Annotated in this window: 17 protein-coding genes and 2 pseudogenes; 4 read left to right on the top strand and 15 right to left on the bottom strand. The window is 70.5% G+C overall.

The features are described 5' to 3' along the window. Positions 1-6: 6 nt before the first annotated feature. The 8 genes and pseudogenes from AC5P1C_RS26225 to AC5P1C_RS26190 form a co-directional block, all read right to left on the bottom strand. The gene (locus AC5P1C_RS26225; protein ID WP_493868383.1) at positions 7-2,694 is read right to left on the bottom strand and encodes a SpoIIE family protein phosphatase; all 2,688 of its coding nucleotides are present in this window, start codon (positions 2,692-2,694) and stop codon (positions 7-9) included. Positions 2,695-2,860: 166 nt separating this feature from the next. Continuing rightward, positions 2,861-3,277 (bottom strand): ATP-binding protein, encoded by a 417-nt coding sequence (locus tag AC5P1C_RS26220; RefSeq protein ID WP_493868382.1) that lies wholly within the window; start codon positions 3,275-3,277, stop codon positions 2,861-2,863. Positions 3,278-3,398: 121 nt separating this feature from the next. Then, positions 3,399-3,821, bottom strand: coding sequence for a (deoxy)nucleoside triphosphate pyrophosphohydrolase (locus tag AC5P1C_RS26215; RefSeq protein WP_493868381.1), 423 nt, complete (start codon positions 3,819-3,821; stop codon positions 3,399-3,401). Positions 3,822-3,839: 18 nt separating this feature from the next. Beyond that, on the bottom strand, positions 3,840-4,025 hold the full coding sequence (locus AC5P1C_RS26210; RefSeq protein ID WP_493868380.1) for an SPOR domain-containing protein: 186 nt from the start codon (positions 4,023-4,025) through the stop codon (positions 3,840-3,842). Positions 4,026-4,230: 205 nt separating this feature from the next. Then, positions 4,231-5,926, bottom strand: a pseudogene (locus AC5P1C_RS26205) (purine-cytosine permease family protein). Positions 5,927-6,128: 202 nt separating this feature from the next. Continuing rightward, on the bottom strand, positions 6,129-6,881 hold the full coding sequence (locus tag AC5P1C_RS26200) for a GntR family transcriptional regulator (RefSeq protein ID WP_493868379.1): 753 nt from the start codon (positions 6,879-6,881) through the stop codon (positions 6,129-6,131). Positions 6,882-7,068: 187 nt separating this feature from the next. Then, on the bottom strand, positions 7,069-8,334 hold the full coding sequence (locus AC5P1C_RS26195; protein ID WP_493868378.1) for an alpha/beta hydrolase fold domain-containing protein: 1,266 nt from the start codon (positions 8,332-8,334) through the stop codon (positions 7,069-7,071). Positions 8,335-8,478: 144 nt separating this feature from the next. Then, positions 8,479-10,053, bottom strand: a complete 1,575-nt coding sequence (locus AC5P1C_RS26190; protein ID WP_493868377.1) for a S8 family peptidase — start codon at positions 10,051-10,053, stop codon at positions 8,479-8,481. Positions 10,054-10,321: 268 nt separating this feature from the next. On the opposite strand from AC5P1C_RS26190, the gene AC5P1C_RS26185 reads away from it, so the two are divergent. The 3 genes from AC5P1C_RS26185 to fxsT all read left to right on the top strand — a co-directional run bounded on the left by AC5P1C_RS26185 (position 10,322) and on the right by fxsT (position 17,407). Continuing rightward, positions 10,322-11,428 carry a threonine synthase gene (locus tag AC5P1C_RS26185; RefSeq protein ID WP_493868376.1) on the top strand — a complete coding sequence of 369 codons (1,107 nt, stop codon included), beginning with the start codon at positions 10,322-10,324 and terminating at the stop codon, positions 11,426-11,428. 184 nt (positions 11,429-11,612) lie between these two features. Then, positions 11,613-13,073 carry a VMAP-C domain-containing protein gene (locus tag AC5P1C_RS26180; protein ID WP_493868375.1) on the top strand — a complete coding sequence of 487 codons (1,461 nt, stop codon included), beginning with the start codon at positions 11,613-11,615 and terminating at the stop codon, positions 13,071-13,073. Between the two features lie 431 nt (positions 13,074-13,504). Then, positions 13,505-17,407 carry an FxSxx-COOH system tetratricopeptide repeat protein gene (gene fxsT, locus AC5P1C_RS26175; protein WP_493868374.1) on the top strand — a complete coding sequence of 1,301 codons (3,903 nt, stop codon included), beginning with the start codon at positions 13,505-13,507 and terminating at the stop codon, positions 17,405-17,407. A 52-nt stretch (positions 17,408-17,459) separates the two neighbouring features. On the opposite strand, the gene AC5P1C_RS26170 is transcribed toward fxsT, so the two are convergent. From AC5P1C_RS26170 to AC5P1C_RS26145, 6 genes are all read right to left on the bottom strand, one after another. Continuing rightward, positions 17,460-19,319 carry an HEXXH motif domain-containing protein gene (locus tag AC5P1C_RS26170; RefSeq protein ID WP_493868373.1) on the bottom strand — a complete coding sequence of 620 codons (1,860 nt, stop codon included), beginning with the start codon at positions 19,317-19,319 and terminating at the stop codon, positions 17,460-17,462. A 53-nt stretch (positions 19,320-19,372) separates the two neighbouring features. Then, a complete protein-coding gene (locus AC5P1C_RS26165) occupies positions 19,373-19,537 on the bottom strand; it encodes a hypothetical protein (protein WP_344521467.1) in 165 nt (54 codons plus the stop codon). Positions 19,538-19,661: 124 nt separating this feature from the next. Beyond that, positions 19,662-20,720 (bottom strand): effector-associated domain 2-containing protein, encoded by a 1,059-nt coding sequence (locus tag AC5P1C_RS26160; protein WP_493868372.1) that lies wholly within the window; start codon positions 20,718-20,720, stop codon positions 19,662-19,664. An 11-nt stretch (positions 20,721-20,731) separates the two neighbouring features. Then, positions 20,732-21,031, bottom strand: coding sequence for a trypco2 family protein (locus AC5P1C_RS26155; RefSeq protein WP_493868371.1), 300 nt, complete (start codon positions 21,029-21,031; stop codon positions 20,732-20,734). Between the two features lie 103 nt (positions 21,032-21,134). Next, positions 21,135-21,542, bottom strand: coding sequence for a rodlin (locus AC5P1C_RS26150; RefSeq protein ID WP_493868474.1), 408 nt, complete (start codon positions 21,540-21,542; stop codon positions 21,135-21,137). Between the two features lie 111 nt (positions 21,543-21,653). Then, positions 21,654-22,646 carry an LCP family protein gene (locus AC5P1C_RS26145; protein WP_493868370.1) on the bottom strand — a complete coding sequence of 331 codons (993 nt, stop codon included), beginning with the start codon at positions 22,644-22,646 and terminating at the stop codon, positions 21,654-21,656. A gap of 285 nt (positions 22,647-22,931) precedes the next feature. On the opposite strand from AC5P1C_RS26145, the gene AC5P1C_RS26140 reads away from it, so the two are divergent. Beyond that, entirely contained in the window at positions 22,932-23,126 is a 195-nt protein-coding gene (locus AC5P1C_RS26140; protein WP_493868369.1) for a hypothetical protein, read from the top strand. A gap of 72 nt (positions 23,127-23,198) precedes the next feature. Here AC5P1C_RS26140 and AC5P1C_RS26135 read toward each other — a convergent pair. Then, positions 23,199-23,324, bottom strand: a pseudogene (locus AC5P1C_RS26135) (rodlin); the annotation flags it as partial.

Here is a 23,324-nt window from a genome sequence, read left to right as displayed (position 1 = left end):
CAGCCCTCAGAACAGACTCAGCAGCGCCTCCGCCGCGTCCATCGGCTGCACCCCGCTGTCCGGCAGCGGCATCTCGAACCACACCGTCTTGCCGCGCGGCGTCCTGCGCGAGCCCCACGCGGCGCTCAGCAGGCCGACCAGCTGCAGCCCGCGGCCGCCCTCGTCCGTGTCGCGCGCCCGACGGCGGCGCGGCTGGACGAGGCCCGCGTCCCACACCTCGCACACCAGGGTGCGGTCGAGCAGGAGCCGCAGGCGGATGTCGCCCTCGCCGTACCGCAGGGCGTTGGTGACCAGCTCACTGACCAGCAGTTCGGTCGTGTCGCAGAGGGGGCCGAGGTCCCAGGCGCGCAGCTGCGCGCAGGCCAGTTCGCGTGCCCGGCCCACGGATTTGGGGTCGCGCGGCAGCGTCCAGTCGCCGACGGCCTCGGCGGGCAGGCCCTGGATGCGCGCCATGAGCAGCGCGATGTCGTCCTCTCCGTGGTGGGTGTCGAGGGTGTTCAGGACGTGGTCGCAGACGTCCTCGAGGGCGGGCGCGGGGTCGTCGAGGGCGCGTACGAAGGCGTTCAGGCCCTCGTCGAGGGGGTGGTGGCGGGATTCGACGAGCCCGTCCGTGTAGAGCGCGAGCAGGGCGCCCTCGGGCAGCTCGACCTCGACCTCCTCGAAGGGCTCGCCGCCGACTCCCAGGGGCATGCCGGGCGGCACGTCGAGCATGAGCGGCGATTCGTCGGGCTCGACGAGCACGGGCGGCAGATGGCCCGCGTTGGCGAACGTGCAGCGGCGCGTGACGGCGTCATAGACCGCGTAGACGCAGGTGGCGAGGTAGACCTCCGAGAGGTCCGTCCCGTTCGCGGAACGCGTCTGACGGGCCGCTCGCGTGGCCTGCTGGGTGCCTGAGGGGTCGCCGAGGCCGCGGGCGATCTCATCGAGCGCGGAGAGCACCTCGGCGGGCTCCAGGTCCAGGAGCGCCAAGGTGCGTACGGCGGTGCGCAGTTCGCCCATGGCGACGGCGGCGCGCAGGCCGCGGCCCATGACGTCACCGACGACCAGGGCGGTGCGATGGCCCGGCAGTTCGATGACGTCGAACCAGTCGCCGCCGACCTCGGTGGCCGCGTTGCCCGGGAGGTAGCGGCAGGCGATGTCCAGGCCGGAGGCCTCGGGGTCGCCCGGCGGCAGCAAGGAGCGCTGAAGTATCAGTGCGCGTTCGTGCTCGCGGCGGTAGAGGCGGGCGTTGTCGATACAGACCGCGGCGCGTGCGGCGAGCTCGACGGCTAGGGAGCGATCGCGCTCTCCGAACGGCTCGCTTCCCTTCGTGCGGGAGAACTGGGCGAGGCCGACGACCGTGTCGTGGGCGACCATCGGCACGGCGAGCGTCGACTGGACGAGCCCTCCGGTGAGCCTGCTCGCGGAGCCGTCGTCGGCAGCGGAGACGAGCCGTGGCCGTGCGGTGCGCAGGACGTCGGCGCAGGGCGAGGTGAAGGCGAAGCGGTGCACGGCGCCCACGTCGACGGGGTGGCCGCCGTCCGGGAAGGGCGCGTCGGCGACGGCGCTCGCGAAGGCGACGCGCCGCAGCTCGGCGCTGCCGTCGGCGAGGCCCGGAGGGGTCTCGTCGCCGTCGAGCAGCCCTTGGTAGAGGTCCACCGACGCGAGGTCGCAGAAGCCGGGGACGGTGACGTCGAGGAGCTCGCGGGCGGTCGTCTCCAGGTCGAGGGAGTTGCCTATGCGGGCGCCTGCCTCATTGAGCAGGGCGAGGTTGCGGCGGGCGTGGGCGGCCTCGCGGGCGGCGGCGTGCCGCCGGGTGACGTCGGTGCCGAGGCCGGCGACGCCTATGGGGCGGCCCGAACCGCTGTGCACGCGGTAGAGGTTGATCGACCAGTGGCGGCGGTCGTTGCTGCCGGGGGCGGGGCCGACGATCTGCATGTCCGTGACGGAGTCGCCGGTCTCCAGGACGCGCCTGAGGGCGGCGGCCATGCGGTCGGCCTCGTGCCGGGGCAGGTAGTCGTGGACCGTACGGCCGCGTTGCTCGTCGACTCCGCCCCCGAAGACGGACGCGAAGCGGCGGTTGGCGCGCTGCACCTTCAGGTCCGTGCCGAACAACAGGAAGCCGAACGGAGATTGGCCGAAAATGGCCTGCGACGCCGCGAGGTCCGTCTCGATCTGCCGGAGCGCCCGTACGTCGACGACGATGCAGACGGCGGCCCGCTCACCGTCCTCCGTCTCGGTCGGCATCACGTAGACCTCGGCTATGCCTTCGGAGCCCTTGAAGGACCCCCCTTCGGGCCCCTCGGACTCCTCGGGTCCACGCCCCGCGGACTCCTCGGGCCGGTCAGGGCCGCCGGGTCCAGCGGCCATCTCGGACCGTCCGGGTGCCCGGAAGGGTACGGACCCCGTCCACTCCCTGCCGTCCAGGATCTCCGCCATCTTGCGGTGCCCGCTGCTGCGCAGCTCAGGCGGTACGAAGGCCTCGATGGGGTCCTTGCCCACGGCATCGCCGGCAGGCACTCCGAACAGCCTCTCGGCCCGCAGGCTCCACTGGTCGATGAGACCGTCGGGGCCTATCGAGAACGAGGCCACCTTGATGTAGTCGTAGATCGAACCGGGTGGACTGCTCTGCCACATCACGTCATCCGCAGCTTCGCCCCTAGCGTCATCCGACGGCCCGTCCTGCTCCGTCGCCTTCGCTGGTATCTCGCTCACGCGAACCGTCCCCTCCAGCTCACCACGTCCGGCACCGGTCACCGGATGCGGCTGCCCGCAGTATCCAGCACTACGGAGCCACGCCACACGGCGTTCACGATCACAGCACGGACTCAACTCTTTTTGGCCCGTCACCGTCTTGTGTCTGTCCCACGCTGCCAGTCTTCTAACCCGGCAGCACCAGCTCGAACCACACCGTCTTCCCCGTCTTCCCCGTCCTGCCCTGTCGTGTGCCCCAGCGCCGCGACGCTCGGGCCACCAACTGGATACCTCTTCCCCCCTCGTCATCAAGGGCCGCGTCCCGCTCCTGGGGCGGGTCGGGAAGCGGATCGGAGACCTCTACGAGGAGGGCGCCCAGAGGTCCCGCAGGGCGTACGAGGCGTACGCCGATGGGGCCGGAGGCGTGCCGCAGGGAATTGGTCACCAACTCGCTCACAAGGAGGACGGTGACGTCACCGAGGGCGGCGAGATCCCAGGCGGCGAGCTGCTTGCGGACGACGGCACGGGCTGTGCGCACGGCGCCCGGGTCCGCGGGAAAATCCCACTCGGCGCAGTCGCCTTCGGTGTCGATCACGCCGATCACTTCCAGACCAGCAACAGCGGACCCTTGTCCGGTTTCATGGGGTTAATGGGCACATACCCGATATCCCGGCGGAATTACCGCTTACCTGGGCGCACTGTGGCACGAACGGCGTAGGTGGGGCTCAAGTGCGGGGAGACATGCCCTCGCGCTCCCCCGGCCAGCCACACTCCATCGCCGCCGCCACCGCCGGGACGTCCGCGTCCAGCCAGTCCACCGACCAGACCTCGTCCGGCGAGAGCCAGCGCAGGTCGTCGTGGTCCTCCAGGGGCTCGGGGGCTCCCACCAGGAGCTTCACCGTCCACACCCACAGGACGTAGCCGGGCTTGAGCGGCCACTCCCCCGGGACTCTCGCGAGCGGCTCGGCGTCGACGCCCAGCTCTTCGCGCAGCTCTCGCACCAGGGCTTCTTCGGGGCGCTCGCCCGGCTCGACCTTCCCGCCGGGCAGTTCCCAGCGGCCCGCGAGCTCGGGGGGTGCGCTGCGCCGCGCGGCCAGCAGGCGCCCGTCGTCGTACAGGGCGGCGCCCACCACGATCCGTTCCGTCATGCGCCGGAGCCTATGCGGTCAGTGCGCGCTGCCGTTCTGGCTCAGCTTCTCCACCCAGTACAGGCGCTGGTGGCCGTTCTCGTCGAGGCTGTCGGCGATCTTCTCGGCCTCGGCCTTCGTCGCGTACCTGCCCACCCTGTAGCGGTTGCCGTTGTCGTCCTGACGTATGACGAGCCAGGGAAGTACGGCCGTTCCGTCATTCATCGCGCCCCTCCGCTCGCCACCCTCGGCGCGCGCCACGCCTCGATCAGTAAGGAAACCGCAATCCGCATATGCCCGAGCCTACGCCCGACCTTTACTCAGCGGATACGACTTTGCACAAAGAGGTACGCAATCGGCCAACGGCGAGGGGGCGCATCCTGTCGGATGCGCCCCCTGATGACACCGGCTCAGCCGGTACGAGCCCGCGTCAGTCGGCGCGGACCGTCGGCATCGGCATGAGCACCGGCTCGCTCGACGGCGACGTACGGCAGACGTCCCCGCACTCAGCGTCCAGCGAGCAGCACAGGGAGCAGATAGGGCCCGACTGGACCGGGCAGTCCGCGATGTCCGGGAGTTCGTACGCCGTCTCGCAGACGCCGCACGCGTGCGTGGCCGTCACGTCGGGCACATCGACGTGCGGGCCGTTCACCGGATTCGGGCGCGCCAGGTAGTACTTGCCCTGCGTCGCCCAAGCGATCAACGGGCAGAGGGCGAGGGCGAGTCCGGCCGCGATGAACGTCGAAAAGGCTTCCGCGTACTGCCCGAAGAGGCCGAAGAAGGCCAGGATCGACACCACCGAGGCGACCACCATCGCGCCGAAGCCCGCCGGGTTCACCGCGTACAGGTAGGCCCTCTTGAACTCGATGTACGGCGGGCTCCAGCCCATCCTCTTGTTGATGACGAGGTCCGCGGCGACGGCCACGATCCACGCGATGCCGACGTTCGAGTAGAAGCCGAGCAGCTTGTTGAGGGCCGCGAACATGTTCATCTCCATCAGCGTCAGCGCGATGGCGAGGTTGAGGAAGATGTACCAGACCCGCCCGGGGTGCTTGTGCGTGACGCGGGAGAAGAAGTTCGACCAGGACAGCGAACCGCTGTAGGCGTTGGTCACGTTGATCTTGATCTGGGAGACGATCACGAAGAGGGCCGCCGCGGGAAGCGCGAAGGAGCCGAGCCAGGGCTTGAGGGCCTCGATCTGCGGGGCGATCGGGCTCCAGGGCGTGCGTCTTGCCGACGGCTTCGAGGGCCGCGAACGCCAGGAGCGCGCCGCCCAGCTGCTTCGCCGCGCCGATGACGACCCAGCCGGGGCCCGCCGCGAGGACGGCGAGATTCCAACGCCGCTTGTTCTGCTCGGTCTTCGCGGGCATGAAGCGCAGATAGTCCGCCTGCTCGCCGATCTGGGCGATGAGCGAGAGCGCGACGCCCGTGCCGAGCCCGAAGGCGACCCAGGAGAAGCCGCTGCCCGCCCCCTCGGTGCCTCCGAAGGAGCCGAAGGCTCCCCAGGCATCCGGCGCCTCGAAGGCGAGCACCACGAAGGGCAGCACCATGCCGATGAGCCAGATCGGCTGCGTCCAGGCCTGCACCTTGGCCAGGGCGCCCATGCCGCGGAAGACGATGGGGATCACGATGAGCGTCGTGATCAAGTAGCCGATCTCCACCGGGAGTCCGACGGCCTGATGCATGGCCTGAGCCATGATCGAGCCTTCGAGCGCGAAGAAGATGAACGTGAACGAGGCGTAGATCAGGGACGTCAGCGTCGAGCCGAAGTAGCCGAAGCCCGCGCCCCGCGTCACCAGGTCCATGTCCAGTCCGTACTTGGCGCAGGCCCGCGCGATCGGGATGCCGGTGACGAAGATGATCGTCGCGGCGCAGAGGATCGACGCGAGCCCGCTGGTGAAGCCGTACGTGAACACGATGGACGCGCCGATGGCGAAGTCGGCGAGATACGCGATGCCGCCGAGCGCGGTGGAGGCCACCATCGTCGGCGACCAGCGCCGGAACGAATGCGGCGCGTAGCGCAGGGAGTAGTCCTCACGGCTCTCGTCGGCCGCCATCTTCGCGTAGCTGCGCTGGGGCGGTGGTCCTGCGGCGGCACTGGTGTCGCGGGTGGCCGTATCCGTCATGTGGGTTCCTGTCGTCCGACCGGAGTGCGGGTACGGTCGACGAAGCTAGGAGCCGTACATGACAAGTCGTCACGGTGCCTGATTGCTCCGGCGTTACGGAAGTCGATCGCGAGTTAACTCGCGATCACGACGGGCGGACGGGGTTGTTCGGATTCCGGGCGGACGGCCCGCCTCGACTCCGGGCGTACGCCGGAGCGTGCGGTCATCTCACCGGCAGGTGGTATGCGATCCGATACCGGTCCGCCGGCACCACGACATCGGCCGTCTCGACCGGTTTACCCGACGCGAAGTACGTCCGCTGCACGACGATCACCACATGACCGGGGACACCTCCGAGCGCCATGAGCTCCTCCGCAAGCCCCGGGCGCGCGCCGACCTCCTCCGCCACGTTGTCCACAACCACGTCGATGGCCGCCATGCGTTCGACCACTCCGCAGCCGCCGAGCGGACCCTCTTCAGGGAGCATCACCGGGGTGCGTCCGGTGACGGCGAGGGGCTCCCAGGAAGTGGAGAGCATCATCACCTCGCCCGCGTCGCGGTACACGTACTTCGTGCACATGACGCGGTCGCCCGCGCGGATGCCGAGCCGCTCGGCCACGGCGCTCGTCGCCTCCACCTGTTCGCTGCGTGACTCCCAGGTGCCGCGCGCGCCGTCTTCCGCCTGCTCCTGGCGGAAGGGCGTCGAGCCGCCGGAGGCCCGATAGCCGGTACGCGCCACGCGGCGGGGCACCGGTCGCTCGCGCACATACGTGCCGGATCCGGAACGCCCTTCGACCAGGCCTTCGGCCATCAGGACCTTGCGGGCCTCCAGGGCGACCGTGTCCGACACTCCGTAGTCCTCGCGGATCCTGGCCTGCGAGGGGAGCCGGGTGTGCGGCGGCAGCGAACCATCGACGATCTTCTTGCGGAGATCACCCGCGACACGCAGATACGCCGGCTGTTCACCGAAAGTCACTGGCCACTCCCATCAGCTTGACAGACAGCAACAGCCTGGCAACCGACGGTTGTTGGCCGCAAGCCAAGGCCAAGGAATCACCCGAAGTGATGATTTCTGGCTGTGCAGGGCTTTACGCAGGGCCTTTCCGCAGCTATGGCGATCACATTCCCGCCCCCGTACCCGCGACGATCCCGGGTTGCGTCGCTCATGCGCTCTCGCCCCGGATGGCGAGGAAGCGGGAGATCGCCGACCTCGCGATCTGGCTCCCCCAGCCGCCCCAGTTCACGTCGAAGCAGTGATCCGCCCAGGGCAGTTCGACATACGTCGCCGGCGCCCCGGCCGCGTCGAGCCGCCGCGCCAGCTCCCGCGCCTGCGCCACCGGCACCGCCCGGTCCGCGCTGCCGTGCAGCAGGAGAGTGGGCGGCACATCGGTCCGTACGAGCTTCGCGGGCGAACCGAGGAGGTAGCGGGAGGGGACGGCCTTCGCCGAACCGCCCATCAGACGCGGGATCATGGGGTCGCCCCGCAGCGCGGTCCCGGCGATGAGACGCCCCATGTCGGTCGGCCCGTAGAGCGAGATCACCCCGGCGACCGAGCTGTCACGCACCGCACAGGACGCCGGGACCCGGTCATCACCCTCCGTATAGGCCGCCGCCAGCGCGAGATTGCCGCCCGCCGAACTCCCCGCGAGCACAAGGCGGTCGGGGTCGACGCCGTACACGCGCGCGTGCCGCCGCACCCACCCCACGGCACACTTCACGTCGCCGATCTGGTCGAGCTGGGTCACGCGGGGCGCGAGCCGGTAGTCGATGTCGAAGACCGACCAGCCGCGTTCGTTGAACCAGCGGTTCCATGCGGGGCTCTGACCGCGATGCCCCTTGTTCCACCCTCCCCCGTGCACCCACACCACGGCCGGGTGACGCACCCCGTCCCGCTTCGGCAGGGTCCACAGGTCCAGCTTTCCGCGGCTCTCGCCGATGCGGGCGTAGCGGCGCGTGCGGTCGCCGTCGGGAGCCTTGGCGTAATTGACGCCTTCGAAGTAGCCGGTAGGGAGCAGGGGTTGCCCGTGCTCCTCAGCAGTGCGGTACGAGGCGGCGTACGGCATGACTCCGTAGACGAGCGCGACGAACGCGGCCAGCGAGGCGAAGCCCGCACACCAGGGATACCGCCGCCCCGCGACCACTCCGGCCACCAGGCCGACGACCGCGGGCGCCACGAGCACGAGCCCCCAGGAGGTGACAGCCCCCGCGACGAGCACCAGGAGCGGGATGCGGGGCAGCGGGGAGGCGACGAGCACGACAAGAGCGACGTTCAGGAGGGCGACGCCGAGGAGAAGCCCCCGGGAGAGACCCGCGACCCACGAAGCCCTGGCCCCGTTCCTGCCGTTGCGGCTACCCCTTCGGGGAGAGTCCGGCCCCGCGGATCCCGGAGTGCGCTGGGCCGCGACGGTCGGAGTCATGACGGTCGTCACGCCGAAGAACTATCACAGAAGCGGACAAAAAGCCCTTAGGGTGAGTGGCCTCGCCCTCGCGGCGGGCCGGGTCAGCGACCCGGAGCCATACCGCGAGGACGAGGCGCAGAGCTAGAACGAGCTAGCCGGCCCGGGAGCAGCCGCTCAGAACTGCAGCCCCCAGGAGTCGATCTTCCCGACATCCCGCGCCGCGTTGTCACTCACCCGCAGCTTCCACGTCCCGTTGGCCGTCTCGGACGACGCGTTGACCGAGTACGTGGTGTTGATGTCGTCCGAACTACCGCCGGTGCCATAGCCCTTCAGCGTGTACGCCGTGCCGTCCGGTGCGATCAGCTGCACCTGCAGGTCGCCCACGTAGGTGTGCTTGATGGCGACCGGCACGCTCAGGGCCGCCGGGGCCGAGCCCGTGACGCCGCTCACGGTGACCGGCGACTCGACCGTGGCGTTGTCGTTGATCGCGAAGTCGGTCGTGTTCTCGAACTTGGGGCCCGGCGGGTTCGTCGAGCCGGGGCCCACGTTCAGGAGGCGGTTGGGCGAGCCTGAGCCGGGGCTGGTGACGACGCCCGTGGAAGCAGCCGCGACCAGGGCCGCCGACACCTGCGCCGGGGTCGCCGTGCGGTTGTCCGCGAGGTAGAGCGCCGCCGCGCCCGCGGTGTGCGGGGACGCCATCGACGTACCGGAGATGGTGTTCGTCGCCGTGTCGCTGGAGTTCCAGGTCGAGGTGATGGACGAGCCGGGCGCGAACAGGTCGAGGACGCTGCCGAAGTTGGAGTAACTCGCCTTGGCGTCGGTGCTCGTGGTGGCACCGACCGTGATCGCCTCGGTCACGCGTGCGGGCGAGCGCGTCGAGGCGTTGACCGACTCGTTGCCGGCCGCGACCGCGAAGGTGATGCCGGACGCGATGGCGTTGCGTACGGCCGTGTCCAGGGCGCTGTCGGCGCCGCCGCCGAGCGACATGTTCGCCACGGCGGGCTTGACCGCGTTCTGGGCGACCCAGTCGATACCGGCGACGACCTGCGCGGTGGTGCCCGAGCCCTGGTTGTTCAGGACGCGGACGCCGACGATCTTGGCCTTCTTGGCGACGCCGTGCAGGGTTCCGCCGACGGTGCCGGCGACGTGCGTGCCGTGGCCGTGACCGTCCTGCGCGGTGTTGTCGTTGTCGATCGCGTCATAGCCGTACGAGGCACGGCCGCCGAAGTCGCTGTGGCTGATGCGGACCCCGGTGTCGATGACGTACGCCGTGACGCCCTCGCCCGCGGAGTCCGGGTAGGTGTAGGAGTTGTTCAGCGGGAGCGTCTTCTGGTCGATGCGGTCCAGGCCCCAGGACGGCGGGTTCGGCTGGGTGGCGTCGACCGTGAACGTCCGGTTCTGCACGACGGAGTCGACCGCCGGGTCCGCGGCGAACTTCTTGGCCTCGGCCGCGGAAAGCTCCACCGCGTAGCCATTCAGGGCCTTCTTGTACGTACGGTCGATCTCGGCGCCGTACTTCTCGGCCAGCGCCTTGCCCGCCTTGGAGCCCGCCTTCGCGGCGCCCTCGTCGAGGCTGACTATGTAGCTGCCCGGTATCGCGCCGGGTGCCCCGGCGTTCTCTATCGTGCCTTCGGCCTGACCTGCCTCGGCGGTCGCTGGGAGGGCGGAGACGACGCCGAGGGCGAGGGCCGCGACCGCTGTCGCGCTGATCCCGGCCAGTCTTCGGCGGGTATGACGCATCACTGCCATCTGAGGGGTCCTCCTCAATAGGTGGTGCGCTGGTGGGGGATGGTGGCGCTGGTGGTGCCCACACACACGAGGCAAGAGACAACGGGCAACAGACAGGGGCATGTCAAAGACAAAAACCGTGTCCGGAGACTCGCCCACTCCTGACCTCGTCGGGACGAAAGATTGGCGGATCCATAGGAATCCCACAAGAGTCAGGACCGGACGTAACACGACCGCCACGCACCCGCCATGACCCATCCGCCCCAGCTGCCGAAACTAGCCTGCGCACATGACAGCCTTGCCGGATTGTTTCTGCCCCACCGACGGGACCCGTGTCCCCGCGGGCACCCTCGCCTGGTGCTGCCCCGTCTGCCGCGGCCCGCTCGACCTGGACTTCTCCCCCAATCCAGCACCACTGAAGTCCCTCAACGGAAGGGTCAATTCCCTGTGGCGTTACGCGGAGTCCCTGCCGCTGCCCGCCCCCGCGTTCTCGCTCGGTGAGGGCCGTACGCCGCTCGTACCGCTGGATGGCGCGATCTCGGCCAAGCTCGACTTCCTGATGCCGACGCTCTCCTTCAAGGACCGCGGCGCGGTCATGCTCGCCGCGCTCGCGGAGCAGCTCGCCCCGGAGCGGGTGATCGCCGACAGCAGCGGCAACGCGGGCACCGCGGTCGCCGCGTACTGCGCGCGGGCCGGACTGCCCTGCACGGTGTACGTCCCCGAGGACACGTCACCGAAGAAGCTGGAGCAGATCGGCGCGCACGGGGCACGGCTCGAAGTCGTCCCCGGAGACCGCGAGTGGACGGCACGGACGGCCCGCGCGGCGGCCGACGAACCCGGCACCTTCTACGCCTCGCATGTCCACAACCCCTACTTCCTGCAAGGCACCAAGACCTACGTCCACGAGCTCTGGGAGGAGCTCGGCGGCCGCCTGCCGGACGCGCTCGTCGTGCCCGTGGGCAACGGCACCCTGCTGCTGGGCGCGGCCCTCGCGGTACGGGAGCTGCACACGGCGGGCCTGATCGCGAAGGCACCCGCGCTGTACGCCGTGCAGGCCGCGGCGGTCTCCCCGCTGGCCGATGCGTGGCGCGCGGGCGCGGACGAGCCCCTGGGCACCACCCAGGTGGCACCCACCCTCGCGGAGGGCATCGCGATCCCGCGCCCGCCTCGCGCACGGCAGATCCTGCGGGCGGTACGCGGATCCGGTGGTGCCTTCCTGACGGTCACGGAGGACCAGATCCGGCACGCTCAACTCGATCTGGCGGGGCGCGGTCTGTACGTCGAGGCGACCGGGGTCGCGTGCTGGGCGGCCGTACGGGACGGCGCACTCGGCGAGCGCTCGGCGGTGGTCCCGCTGTGCGGGGCAGGTTTGAAATCAGGACTCGCCCGACAGTGAACTGGTCATGAGCACAAGCCAGTTGGCGACGGGAGGCCTGCCCTGAGCCGAACTGTGGCCGTACGCTTGTCGCCACCACCGATATACGAGTGCTGAGTGCTGAGATGGGTACGAACTGCTGGCTGGCGGCGATCGGGAGGTCACGGGGGTGGATGGGCGCAGCCCGGCGAGGGTTCGCAACGAATTGGTCGCCGACATCGTCGACGTACTGCAGGAATCGAGCACGGTACGACAGGAGAACAGCGCCGATCTGTGGGTGCGCATGCTCGGCGACGAGCTGGAATCCCCCGTGGAGCCCTTGCGCAACGCGGCGCTGCGGCCCTGGCTGCTGCAGTTGGTGGAGCGCTGCGCGCAGGTCCCCGACGGACTGCCGTGTCTGGTGCGCTGCCTGCAGTATCTGGAGCAGCAGTCTTCCGCGATTGTGTCGCTGCTGCGCCTGGTGGACGAGTGGGAGGCCGTGGAGTTCTTCGACGGCGCCGACCTGCGTCCCCTGCAGCCCGTCCTGCGGGACATGCGCTCGTCGGCCGGGCTCGCCACGCTGGCCCGGCGGGCCAGCCGGTCACGCACCCAGGAATTGCCCGCGTGGTGCGACACGGGATGGGCAGTCTTCCTACGACTGGCCGGCGACAACACCGCCGCGAAGGAACTCCCCGTGAGCATGGCGTTCCTGGCCCTGGCCGCCGAACGGCTCGTGGAGGACGGACAGATGGAGGCAGCCGAGGACCTGCGCCGCTGGAACCGCCGGCAGGCCAGGGTCTGGGCCCTCGAGGAGCAGATGGCCGACTGGCAGCGCAGCGGCATGGCCCTGCAGTCACAGCAGGCGCAGCCGTCCATGGTGCCCGCGTATCTGATGATCCAGTTCGAGCCGGACGGAGTGGATCCCGACCGCTATCTCCTCTCCCACTGGCGCCAGTCGGACGCCGACGGCTGGCATCCCGTACCGGGCGAGACCCTGCACCTGCACCGCGACGACCTGCCCGCCGAGGTCGAGGCCCTCATCGAGCAGACCGAGGAGCGGTGGGCGGACCTGAGACAGCCGGTCGTCCTGGAATTCATCCTCCCGTGGGAATTGCTGGGGGAACCGGTGGAGTGGTGGCACAAGGAGTCGTCCTCCTCGTCGCCGACGCCCCTGGTGATGGACTATGCCGTCCTGATCCGCAGCTTCGAGCGCCTGCGCAAGGCCGCCTGGCACCGCCCCTGGCACAAGAAGTGGCGTCAGCTCAAGGAGCAACCGGCCGACAGCCATTCGTACTTCAACCCTCCCGGCCAGTCGCACTTCCACCTGGAGCGCGAGCTGAAGGAGGACGATCAGGCGGTCTGTCTGGTGCTGAGCCGGCCACCGGGCACCAACTCCCCTGAAGGCCAACGGGAGTTCATGGCGGGGCTACGGGCCGGGGTGCCCGCGATGATCTGGCACCGGGGTGACTGCGGTGACCCCGCCTTCAAGGAGGCGGTCGCCGAGATGGTCCAGGACAGGGGCCTGTCCAGCCTGGTGGCGCGCGCGGGAAGTTGGCGCAAGGAGGCTCTGGCGCTGGGCCCCGAGGGCTGGGACAACCACGTGGGACGCCATCTGGCGATCCTGCTCGACGATCCGGAACGCAGACCCGGGCCGCCCGGCCCCGACCGTGCGCCGGTGACGCCTTGAACGGGCCCGCCGGCCACATGTCCGTGAACCTCCCGCCCGTGGCGAGAGAGGGTGCCGCGCCGTGAACCAGGCCGTGAACCATCCAGCCTCCGCTGCAGTGCGGCCGATTCCCGCCGGGCGCACGGTGCTTCCCGCCGGGCTCACAGCGCTTCCCGCCGGGCGCACGGTGTTTGCCGCCGGGCTCACAGCGCTTCCCGCCAGGGGCTTTCCGTCATCCGTGGGAGGCATGACACCGCCCGCCGGAGGCGCGGCCTCCGCGGCCAACGGCGTGACGTCCAGGACGATTTCCGTGTGCTCCGGCGCGTGCCGCCGTCCCCTCTTGCTTGCAGTGCGGGCGCACTGTCACGCTGCGCTTGTGGATGTCACGCACGCCCGCGCTCTGCGGGACTCCGCACAACTGTCCGTGCCGCTACGACGCCTTGAGGGCGCATATGCATGACGACGGAGGGCAGCGGCAGGGACCGGCTTCGCGGGCACGTCGTGAGGCCGCGTCCGTCCTCGGCAGGCTCGGGCGCGCGAGGCCGGGACGGTCGGGTGGGCAGGAGCGCGCCGAGGCGGTCCTCGTCATCGACAGCCACGTGACGATGAAGGTCTGGGACCAGGCGGTCGACGACCTGGTCGACGAGCTGAACCGCCAAGCGGACTTCGCCCGCGTACGCGTGGTGCGCCTGCACCGGACCGACGAGACCGACCCCACCCGCCTGCGGCCCCAGGACTCGCTCGTCCACGCCGGGGACACGCGCCGAGTGATCCTCGTCCTCACCGACGGCCTCGCGGCCGGCTGGCGGTCGGGCGCGGTCATGCCCCTGCTGCGCGGCTGGGGGCGCAGCTGCCCGGTCGCCGTGGTGCACGTGCTGCCGCAGCAACTGTGGTTCCGCACCGGTCTCGACGTCTGCCGCGTACGGCTGCGCGCCCCCGGCGCCTGGGCGGCCAACGGCGAGCTCGACTGGGAACTGCGCGAGGCCCCGGTCGATGCGCGCGACCCGGGCGAACCGGAGGTCGAGGGGGACACGGTCCTCGTACCGGTCCTTGCGCTGACCAACCGCTGGGCCGAGGCCTGGACCCAGCTCGTCATGGGCCCGGAGCCACAGTGGCTCGAGATGTCGGCCGTCCGGGCACGCGAGTGGAAGCGCAGGCCCGACGCGGCGCGCGCCCTGCCCTGGACGGACGACGTGCCGGACCCGCGCAGCACGGTCCCCGCGTCCGAGCGCGTGTCGGACTTCCGCGCCGGCGCGTCACCCACGGCGTTCACCCTGGCGACACGCTTATCCGCCGTCCCCCTGAGCCTCCCCCTCATCCGCAAGGTCCTTCGGACCACACCGGGAGCGGGCCCGGTGCACGCGTCGGAACTCCTCATGAGCGGCCTCGTCCGGCCCAGCGGGACACCGGGCGACGGCGTCACGGACGTGGCGTTCTCCTTCGCCCCCGACATCCGCGAGGAGCTGCTCGCGCTGGGCCGCCGCAGCGACACCGCCCGGATATTGCACGACGTACGCGCACTATTGGCGGGTGACGGCACGGGGGCCCCATCGCTGCTCCCCTCCCCCGCCGAACCGCTGGACACCCTGGCCATGCCCCGGGTGAACAGCCGCAACATCGGCTTCCTCCGCGTCGAGCTCGCCGCGCTGAGGGCCCTATCCGGACGCTTCATGCAGCGCGCCGCCCTGCTGGCCGGGGTACTTGGCTGGCACGATCGTCGATACGCAGTCAGCCTGGAGAAAAGCGGAGGAACCTCTGTCTCTCGGCCCGATCCTGAAGGAGCATCGGTGATGTCGACTACGCCCCAGCAAACGGTGGAGGGGGACCGCACATCACAGCCGCGCGTCTGGGGAAACCTACCGCCGAGGAACCCCAATTTCACCGGCCGTACAGAGCTCCTCGAACTGCTCGGTGAACGCCTGCGGGAGGGCACGACCACGGTCCTGCCCGAGGCGATCCACGGCATGGGCGGCGTGGGCAAGACCCAGCTGGCCATCGAGTACGCCTACCGGCACCAGGGCGAGTACGACATCGTCTGGTGGATCCCCTCCGAGCGGCCCGGCCAGATCGGTCAGGCCCTGGTGGAACTGGCCGGGCGCCTGGGCCTGGAGACCAGCACCGAGGCGAACATCGCCGGTCCCGCGGTCCGTGAGGCGCTGCGCGAGGGCCGCCCCTTCTCGCGCTGGCTGCTGATCTTCGACAACGCCGACAACCCCGAGCAGGTACGCCACTACTTCCCCACCGGGGGCAACGGCACGATCCTGGTCACCTCCCGCAACCGGCGGTGGGGTCTGGTCGGCGGCTCGCTCGAGGTGGACGTCTTCACCCGCGAGGAGAGCAAGGAACTCCTGCGCCACTCCGGGCCGCCCCTCCAGGAGGAGGAGGCCGACCGGCTCGCCGAGGCGCTCGGGGACCTGCCGCTCGCCCTGGAGCAGGCCGCCGCGTGGCGCGCGGAGACGGGCATGCCCGCATCCGAGTATCTGCGCCTCTTCGAGAGCAAGCGCACCGAACTCCTGGAGACGTCACCGCCCCCGGACTACCAACTGCCGGTCGCGGCGGCCTGGAACGTATCCCTGGACCACTTGGAGACCCGCAGCCCCTCGGCCCTGCGCCTGCTGCAGCTCTGCTCGTACTTCGCGCCCGACCCGATCTCGCGGTCCATCTTCTCCGGCCTCGGGAACAGCAGCATCTTCCCCGAGCTCGACGCGACGCTGAACGACCCGATGCGGCTCGCCCGCGCCATAAGGGAGGTGAACCGCTACTCCCTGGCCCGCATCGACCACCGTACGAACTCCATCGAGATGCACCGCCTGGTCCAGCTCGTCCTGAACAACCGCATGACGCCCGAGGAACAGGTCCGCATGCGTCACGGCGCCCACACCCTGCTGGCCGCGGCCGACCCCAAGTCTCCGGTGTCCCCGGCCAACTGGCCCCGGTACGCGGAGCTGTACAGCCACGTCATCGCCTCGGAAGCGGTCAAGTCGGACCAGCCCTGGGTGCGCCAGCTCGTCCTGAACGTCGCCCTGTACCTCTACCACTGGGGCGACCACGATGTGGCGATCGACTTCTCCGAGCGGGCCTGGGAGACCTGGCGGAACGTCTTCGGCGAAGAAGACCAGATGACGCTCATCATGGGGCAGAAGCTGGGCTTCTTCTACTGGAGCGTCGGGCGTCACCGCGAGGCCGCGGAGCTGGTGGCCCAACTCAGGGAGATCTACGAGCGCACGGCCCCGGCCGTCGGTGAGGACGCCCGAGAGGACGCCCTGGACGCGATCAACTTCGAAGCCGCCGTGCGCCGTGTCGAGGGGGACTTCGCCCTCGGCGCCCAGCTGGACGCCACGGTGTACGAGCGGGCCCGCCGGGCCTTCGGCGAGGAGGACCCGACCACGCTCAACACCGCCCACAACCTCGCGGTGAGCCTGCGCCTGATGGGGGACTACCGCCAGGCCTACGAACTCGACCAGCAGACCCTGGCGTTGAAGCTGCGGGTGCTCGGCCAGGACCATCAGCAGACGCTGCACACCGAGCTCAACGTCGCCATCGACATGCGCGAGACCGGGGACTACGTCGGCGCACGCGCCCGCCAGGAAGCCGTGATGGTGGCCTACCGCGAGGTCTTCGGCCGCGGCAACCCCGCCACCATCGGCACGGTGCGCCAGCTCAGCGAGGCCTGCCGCAAGGAGGGCGACCACGCCAAGTCCCTGGAGCTGGCCCTCGACGCCAGCTCCCGCTTCACCCGCCGGTACGGCGACACCCACCCCCAGTCGCTCTCCGCCGCCCTGACGCTGTCGATCGCCCTGCGCGAGAACGGCGACCTCGAGGCGGCGCGCGAGCGGGGCGTCAAGGCCTGCCGCGGGTACCGCGACATCTTCGACCCCAGCCACCCGCACGTGCTGGCCGCCGACATCGACCTCGCGGTGACCCTGCGACTGCTCGGCCGGCCCGACGAGGCGCGCCGGCTCGACGAAGCGGCCCTCTCCTCCCTCACCGAACGGCTCGGTCCGGCCCACCCCATCGCCCTGGCCTGTGCCATCAACCTGGCCAGCGACCAGGCGACGCTCGGCGACCACGCCGCGGCCCGCGTACTGGGCCAGGAGACCCTGGAGCGCTGCCGGACCACCCTCGGCGAGGACCACCCCACCACGCTGGCCTGCGCCATCAACCTGGCGGCCGACCTCACGGCGCTGGGCGAGGTGTCCGAGGGAGCGGCGGTGCGCGCCGACACGCTGGCGCGCATGGAGCGCGTGCTCGACGAACCCCGGCTCCGCTCGGAGCATGCCGCTCCCCACCCGGCCACCGTCCAGGCCAAGGCGGGCCTGCGCGCCAACTGCGACATCGACCCCGTGCCGCTGTAGCCCGTCGCGTGGAGGCATGGCGGCGGGGCTCTGGAGACAGACCCCCGCCGCGCTAGTTCTGGTCCGTCCCGTCCCGCCCCAGCCACTGGGCGAGCTCCACCGGATCGGCTCCCTCTCCCGTCACGCGTTCCAGCGCGCTCTGCACGGCACAGGCCCGTTCCGGGAAGTGGCGCAGAAGCCGGGACGCCGCCCGGTGCTCCGGCGTGCCGGCCAGGGCGCGCCCAAGGCCCGCCCATGCGGCGTACGGCGCTTCCTTGCGCGCGAGCCGGGCGACGAAGGCATCCCGCGCGCCTGCCAGGTCGCCCCGCGCCAGGAGCAGGTCGGCGGCGCCGGCCCCCTCGACCTCACTCGGGTCGGCCGCGGGGTCGCCGAGTCGGTAGCGGGCCAGGACGGCTGCGGTGTCGAGATAGCGGGTCTCGGCGTCCGGCACGAGCACCGGCCGCGCGGCGAGCCCGGCGGGCGGCCGGGCGGCGCCCCGCCGCCAGTCGGCCACTGCCTCCTCCACGGCCGCGGCGGACGGCCGCAGATGGTGGGCGCGCCAGCGGGCACGGTGGTCGGCGGCCACCTCCTCGGCCAGCGCGAGTTCGGCGGGCGGCACAGGCTCGGCCATCCACTGCACGCAGCGGCCGCGCAGCGCGCCGAGGAGCCGCCGGCCCAGGGGCGTCAGCTGTTCGTTCCGCAGGACCAGCTGCACGGTGGACGACACCTGGGCGCGCCACAGCGCGAACTCGAAGTGCGCCATGGGGGCGTACGCCGCATTGGCCGTATGCCGATGGGCACGCCAGAACCGGGCGACACCGGCGAACGCGTAGATCCCCTGGAGCAGTCCACCCAGCGGTCGCGGATCATCCCGCCAAGGTGCGTAGAAGAGCTGTTCCCGCGATCCCTGCGGGGCCGGTGGCGTGCTCAAGGGCCCCAAATGGATCAGGCCGCCCAGTTTGGTGTGCTGGAACTCGTGCACCAGCGTGGCGGCGAGCTGTGCGACGTCGTCCGGCCGCGACGCCATGACGCCGCCGAACGCGTCTCCGGCCGTGACGCTGTGTGGCCGATACCTTTCCCTGGCAGGTGTGGGGGCGAGCGACATCAGCCCGACGCGCATCGCCTCCGCGCTCTCCGGCTCGTCGCGCCGCAGGATCTCCCACGCGTCGCTGAGCAGGTCCTGCCAGGTCCGCGCCTCGGCTGCGGACAGGAGGCGGGGCGGGCTCGGGTGCGGGAAGGTGCGGTAGGGGTCCAACTCGTCGAGCACCAGGAGCTTTCCGGAGCCCGTGCCGTCCAGTTCGAGGCGGCGCACCGCGTGCCAGCCCGGCTCGGCCCTGGACCACTGGGGCCCGGCCGTCACCGTCTCCCCGCCGCCGGTGATCCGCAGCCGCCCGTCGCGCGCCTCGACCTGTGCGGTGCCCCACGGCTGTGCCGCGTCGGCGAGCACCGCGCAGCCCAGGGTGGGCAGCGGCACCCGCCCGTGGCGGACCGGGACGGTGAGGGAGAAGTCGAGGCCCGCACGGGCGGCAGCGGCGGCGGCCAGCGCCGACAGGTGTCCCACGACCACCCACAGGGGCGCGTCCTCGTAGGCCGTCGCGCCCCGCATCCTGCGCAGGGCGAGCGACAGCCACATGCCGGTGTGCGGGCACATCAGGATGTCCTCGAACGCCTGCGGCGCCTGCCGTTGGGTGCGTCCGAGCAGGGCCCAGGCCGCCCGGTGCGACACGGGCTCCGTCCCGGCCGGTTGCGGCGGATCGCCCCCGCTCAGGCCGTCGGCCAGGGCCCGCAGGAGCAGCAGGCGACGGCTGCGCTCGGCGGTGAGGAGTTCCTCGACGGCCGCCCTGCCGCCCTCACCCCGCGCGAGGGCCAGGACGCTGGGTGCCGAAAGCCGGTGGAACGTCAGGCCTTTGGCCGCCCCGCGACTATCCGCCATGGGTGCTCCACGGCGCTGCCACGGCTGCGGGCGTCCCGGTGGCTCCCGCCGTGTCAGTCGAAGCGTGACGGGCTGTACGACATGGTGACGGCGCGGGCGTCGTCGATGTGACGCAGCAGGGGCTCAAGTGACCCCGCGATGGCACTGCCGTCCATGGAGAGCAGCGCTTCAAGAGAAACCCCCGAGAGATCTACGAGATCGGACTCGACGGCAGGCATCGATTGCTCCACGGCTGCCAAGTCCCCTCCCGTGATTCCGTGCATGCGCAGTCCCTTTCCCCCTCATGATGACCCAGCACGGCACGCTGCGAAACCCCGCATCCGAGCCGTGCCCGACATCAAGTCAGCAGTACCGCTTGGCCAGTTGGGTCGCCTCGCGGTCGACTTCGGCCACTTCTGTCGACTGCCCCTCCAGGAGCCGGACCGTCTCCAGGAGCTGATCGAGTGTGCCCCGATAGCGCAGACAGGTGCGCACGATGCCGTAGATGTCCATCCTGAGCCGGGAGTCCCTCGGCCGGTTCGCGGCGATCTCCGCGTCGATGCTGGCGAGCACCAGACCCAGGCCGTTCGCGTCTCTCAGGACCGGTATCTCCACCAACGCGTCGACCAACCCCATGAGTTCACGCAAGGGCAGGTCAGCGGGGATATCGGCCAGGCTCGCGGGAGCCTGGGGCCCCTCCGGACCCACCGCGGAACGGAGCCCTCCGCGCAGGGGAAGACCCGCGTCCTGGTGGAGCCGGGCCAACTCGGCGGAGGTCAGCACGTCGTACCAGCGCTCCACCCTGCCGGCCGCGAGCCGCCCCAGGCCGTCCGAGCGGTGGTGGGCACTGATCACACCGATCACGGCACCCCCGGACCAGACCACCGCACCGGACATCCCCTCCCAAGGAGAACGCCCGGGTTCGGGGTCCTCACGCGGTGCGAGAACGGCCAGTTCGAGTGTGCCCTCGCGGCGGTTGGACAGCACGGAGACCGTCCCCGAGGCATGGCAGGAGTCCCGGTACTGACTGGGGGCACCGTCGTCGAGGAGGCGCATGCTGTCGTCCCGCAGCTTGAAACGCGGGAAGCCCATCGCGCTGACGGGCAGCGCCACATCGGTCTCGGGGACTGCCGCGTAGCGGGGCTGCTCCACACCGGCGGGCGGCGCTGTCGTGATCTCCAGGAGGGCGATGTCGGCGGCCTCGGCGAGCACGACGACGCGTACGTCCGCGCTCCACTCCCCCGGCAGATCGGCGTCGAAGCGCACCCGTACCGACGCCACCGGCCCCATGACCACGTGCGCGGCGGTCAGCACGGCCCTCTCCCCCACGCGGTAGCCGGACCCCCGCCGGCCGGGCTCACCCGGCCTTTCCACCAGCACTTCGGCGACCCGCGCCGCCTCAAGCCCCCCCGGCTCCGACATGGCGGCCGGGCTCAGCGCTCGTGTCCGGACCGGTCGCCGCTGACCCAGGGCCGCTGACCGGTGCCGCGGACGCGGGGTTCCAGGCTGAGGGTGACGCGGTGGGTGGCGCTGTTCGTCTGCTGGCCGGAGGCGCCTGCCTCGACGGCCCAGAAGCGGATCCTGCCGTCCGCCGAAGCGGATCGTTGCACGGTGAACTCGGCCTCGATCTGCACGGGACCCAGTTCGAAGCGCAGCTCTTCGTCCTCCGCCGCGGCCATGGCGGCGGCGAGTTCCCCACGTAACTGCGCGATCATCTCGGCGAGTTCAATCACGCCGAGCCCCTACCCCCGGCGTGTCGCCCCCACACGGTGGAGGCGACACGGGGAAGCGGAAGGGGCCGGCCGGCACGACGACGGCCGGCCCCCGAAGGCTTGGTCAGCCGTTGCCGACGCCGTTGCCGGCCAGGACCGGGATGTCGGACAGGATGTGCGACAGCGGCTCGTCGCCCTTGGCCTGCGTCGAGTTCTCGGTGCACTGCTGGTTCTGCGGGGCCGACAGGATCGGGATGTCCTGGACTCCGACGTTCACGAGCGCGACGATCGACTGGATGTTCGCCTTAGCCGGGAGACCGATGCAGGGCTTGTTCAGCGTGCCCTGGACGAGCGTGAGCTGGGGGCTCTGGTTGCCCTTGGTCGCCGAGTTGCCGAACGCCGTCTCGGAGCCGTTGCCGCTCAGGGACGTCGTGCCCGAGTCGTCACCGATCGCCATGGCGTGAGGGGCCATCCCCGCCGAGATCCCGGCGACGGACGCGGCAACGGCCGCGGATGCCCACAGCTTGTTCATTTTGATTCCCTTCAAGAGCGGGCTCCCTTGGCAGAGCCGCGTGATGATCAACTGTCTGACACGACGATGGTTGCGACGTTCGACCCGGTTGGCCGAGTAATCAGACGGCCGTCAACGACACTCCAGCGTGTCGCCACGGACGGTCGCCGGACTTCCGAACCGCGGCGGATCGCTCAGCCTGGCCTTCGAGTTCGGGGAGGTCAGGGGGCGGTCCTCGTTGAGGGCCGTGAAGACCTTGTCGGCCTTGGCCCGGTCCCACTGCAGGGTGCCGTTCAGCGTCCTGCTGAAGCCACTGACCGGCACCGTGGTGAACTCCATGGACGAGGCGGAGAGTCTGCCCATATCCGTCGCGAGCCTGAGGATCTGCTCGGTGCTGAACCCCCGGTCGACCGTCGCCGCGCCGAGCAGCGAACGGCTCAGCCGCGCCGACCTGACCGGGTCCGCGAGGATGTTCTGCGTACGTACCCTTTGCAGCGCGGCGACGAGGAAGCGCTGCTGGCGCTGGATCCGCCCGAAGTCGGCGCTCGTGTCCACGTGTCGGGAGCGGACGTACTGCAGCGACTGGCCACCGCCCAGCAAGTGGCTGCCCGGGGCGAGGTCGAGCTTCGTCGTCTTGTCCTTGAGGGCGCGGGGCGTGCAGACCCGCACACCGCCGACCGTCTCGACGCTGTCCATGAAGCGCCGGAAGTCGAGCTGCAGATACCGGTCGACGCGGACGCCGGTCATCCCCTCGACGGTCCGCACGGACAGCGCGGCGCCGCCTTCCGCGTAGGCGCCGTTGATCTTCCCCGGATGCGCCGGGCGTTGTCGTCCCGTGGTCTTGTCGCGGTGGGCCGGGATGTCGGCGTAGGAGTCCCTGGGGAGGCTGACGACGCTGACGCGGTCCCGTGCCTCGGAGACGTGGATCAGCATGAGCGTGTCCGTGCAGTCGCAGGCGACTCCGCCCGCGTGGAATTCCCGCTTCTCCTTGCGCGTGATGGTGTCGCGGCCGTCCGTTCCCATCAGGAGGATATTCGTACCGCTTCCCTCTTTCGGTCGATTCTTCATGTCGCCGAAGACATCGACGTGTTGAGCGGGATGCGGCATTGCCGCGGCACTTCCCATTCCAGCGGCTGCGGCGATCAGAAGAACCCCCGGAACGGCGAGACGCAACCTTCGCGCACGCCGGGATCCGGTCGGTGGGTAGAGGTGAGTGAGCAAGCTGAACTCCGCTGCGGAGGAACCGGGGCGAAGAAACGGTAAACCGATCGACGGCACTACTGCGCCGGGGAGTTAGCGGCGCGCAGGAACAACAACTCTTTCGCCCTAAGCCGTTCGGCTTCCCCGGTTTCGCCGGATTCCGCAGCTGGAACAGATGGCTCGACACACGCCCGTCGATGGCGAGGGAACATGGCTGACTTCAAGCGGGAATGGAAGCGGCAGGGCCTCATCCCGGTGAGCAGAAGGTCTCCGGAGCGCCGCGTCGATGACCCCATCTTCACGTCGTTGCAGGATTCCTGGGAGAGCCAGGGGAAAACCGCACCGGGCCGCCCCGACCAGGAATGGCAGGACCTCATGTCGCGCGACCACTGGCCGCGGGGTTGACGGAAAATCCGGACGTAAATCACGGCAGCGGGCCACCGGTGAACGGCGGCCCGCTGTGCAATGCGTGGGGGATCAGTGGTTGCCCGCCCCGTTGCCCGAGAGGACCGGGATGTCGGAGAGAATGTGCGACAGCGGCTCGTCGCCCTTGGCCTGCGTCGAGTTCTCGGTGCACTGCTGGTTCTGCGGCGCCGACAGGAT

Source organism: Streptomyces sp. A18, assembly GCF_059026065.1.
Note: the sequence above shows the minus strand (reverse complement) of the source record. Positions and strands in the feature narration are given on the sequence as shown.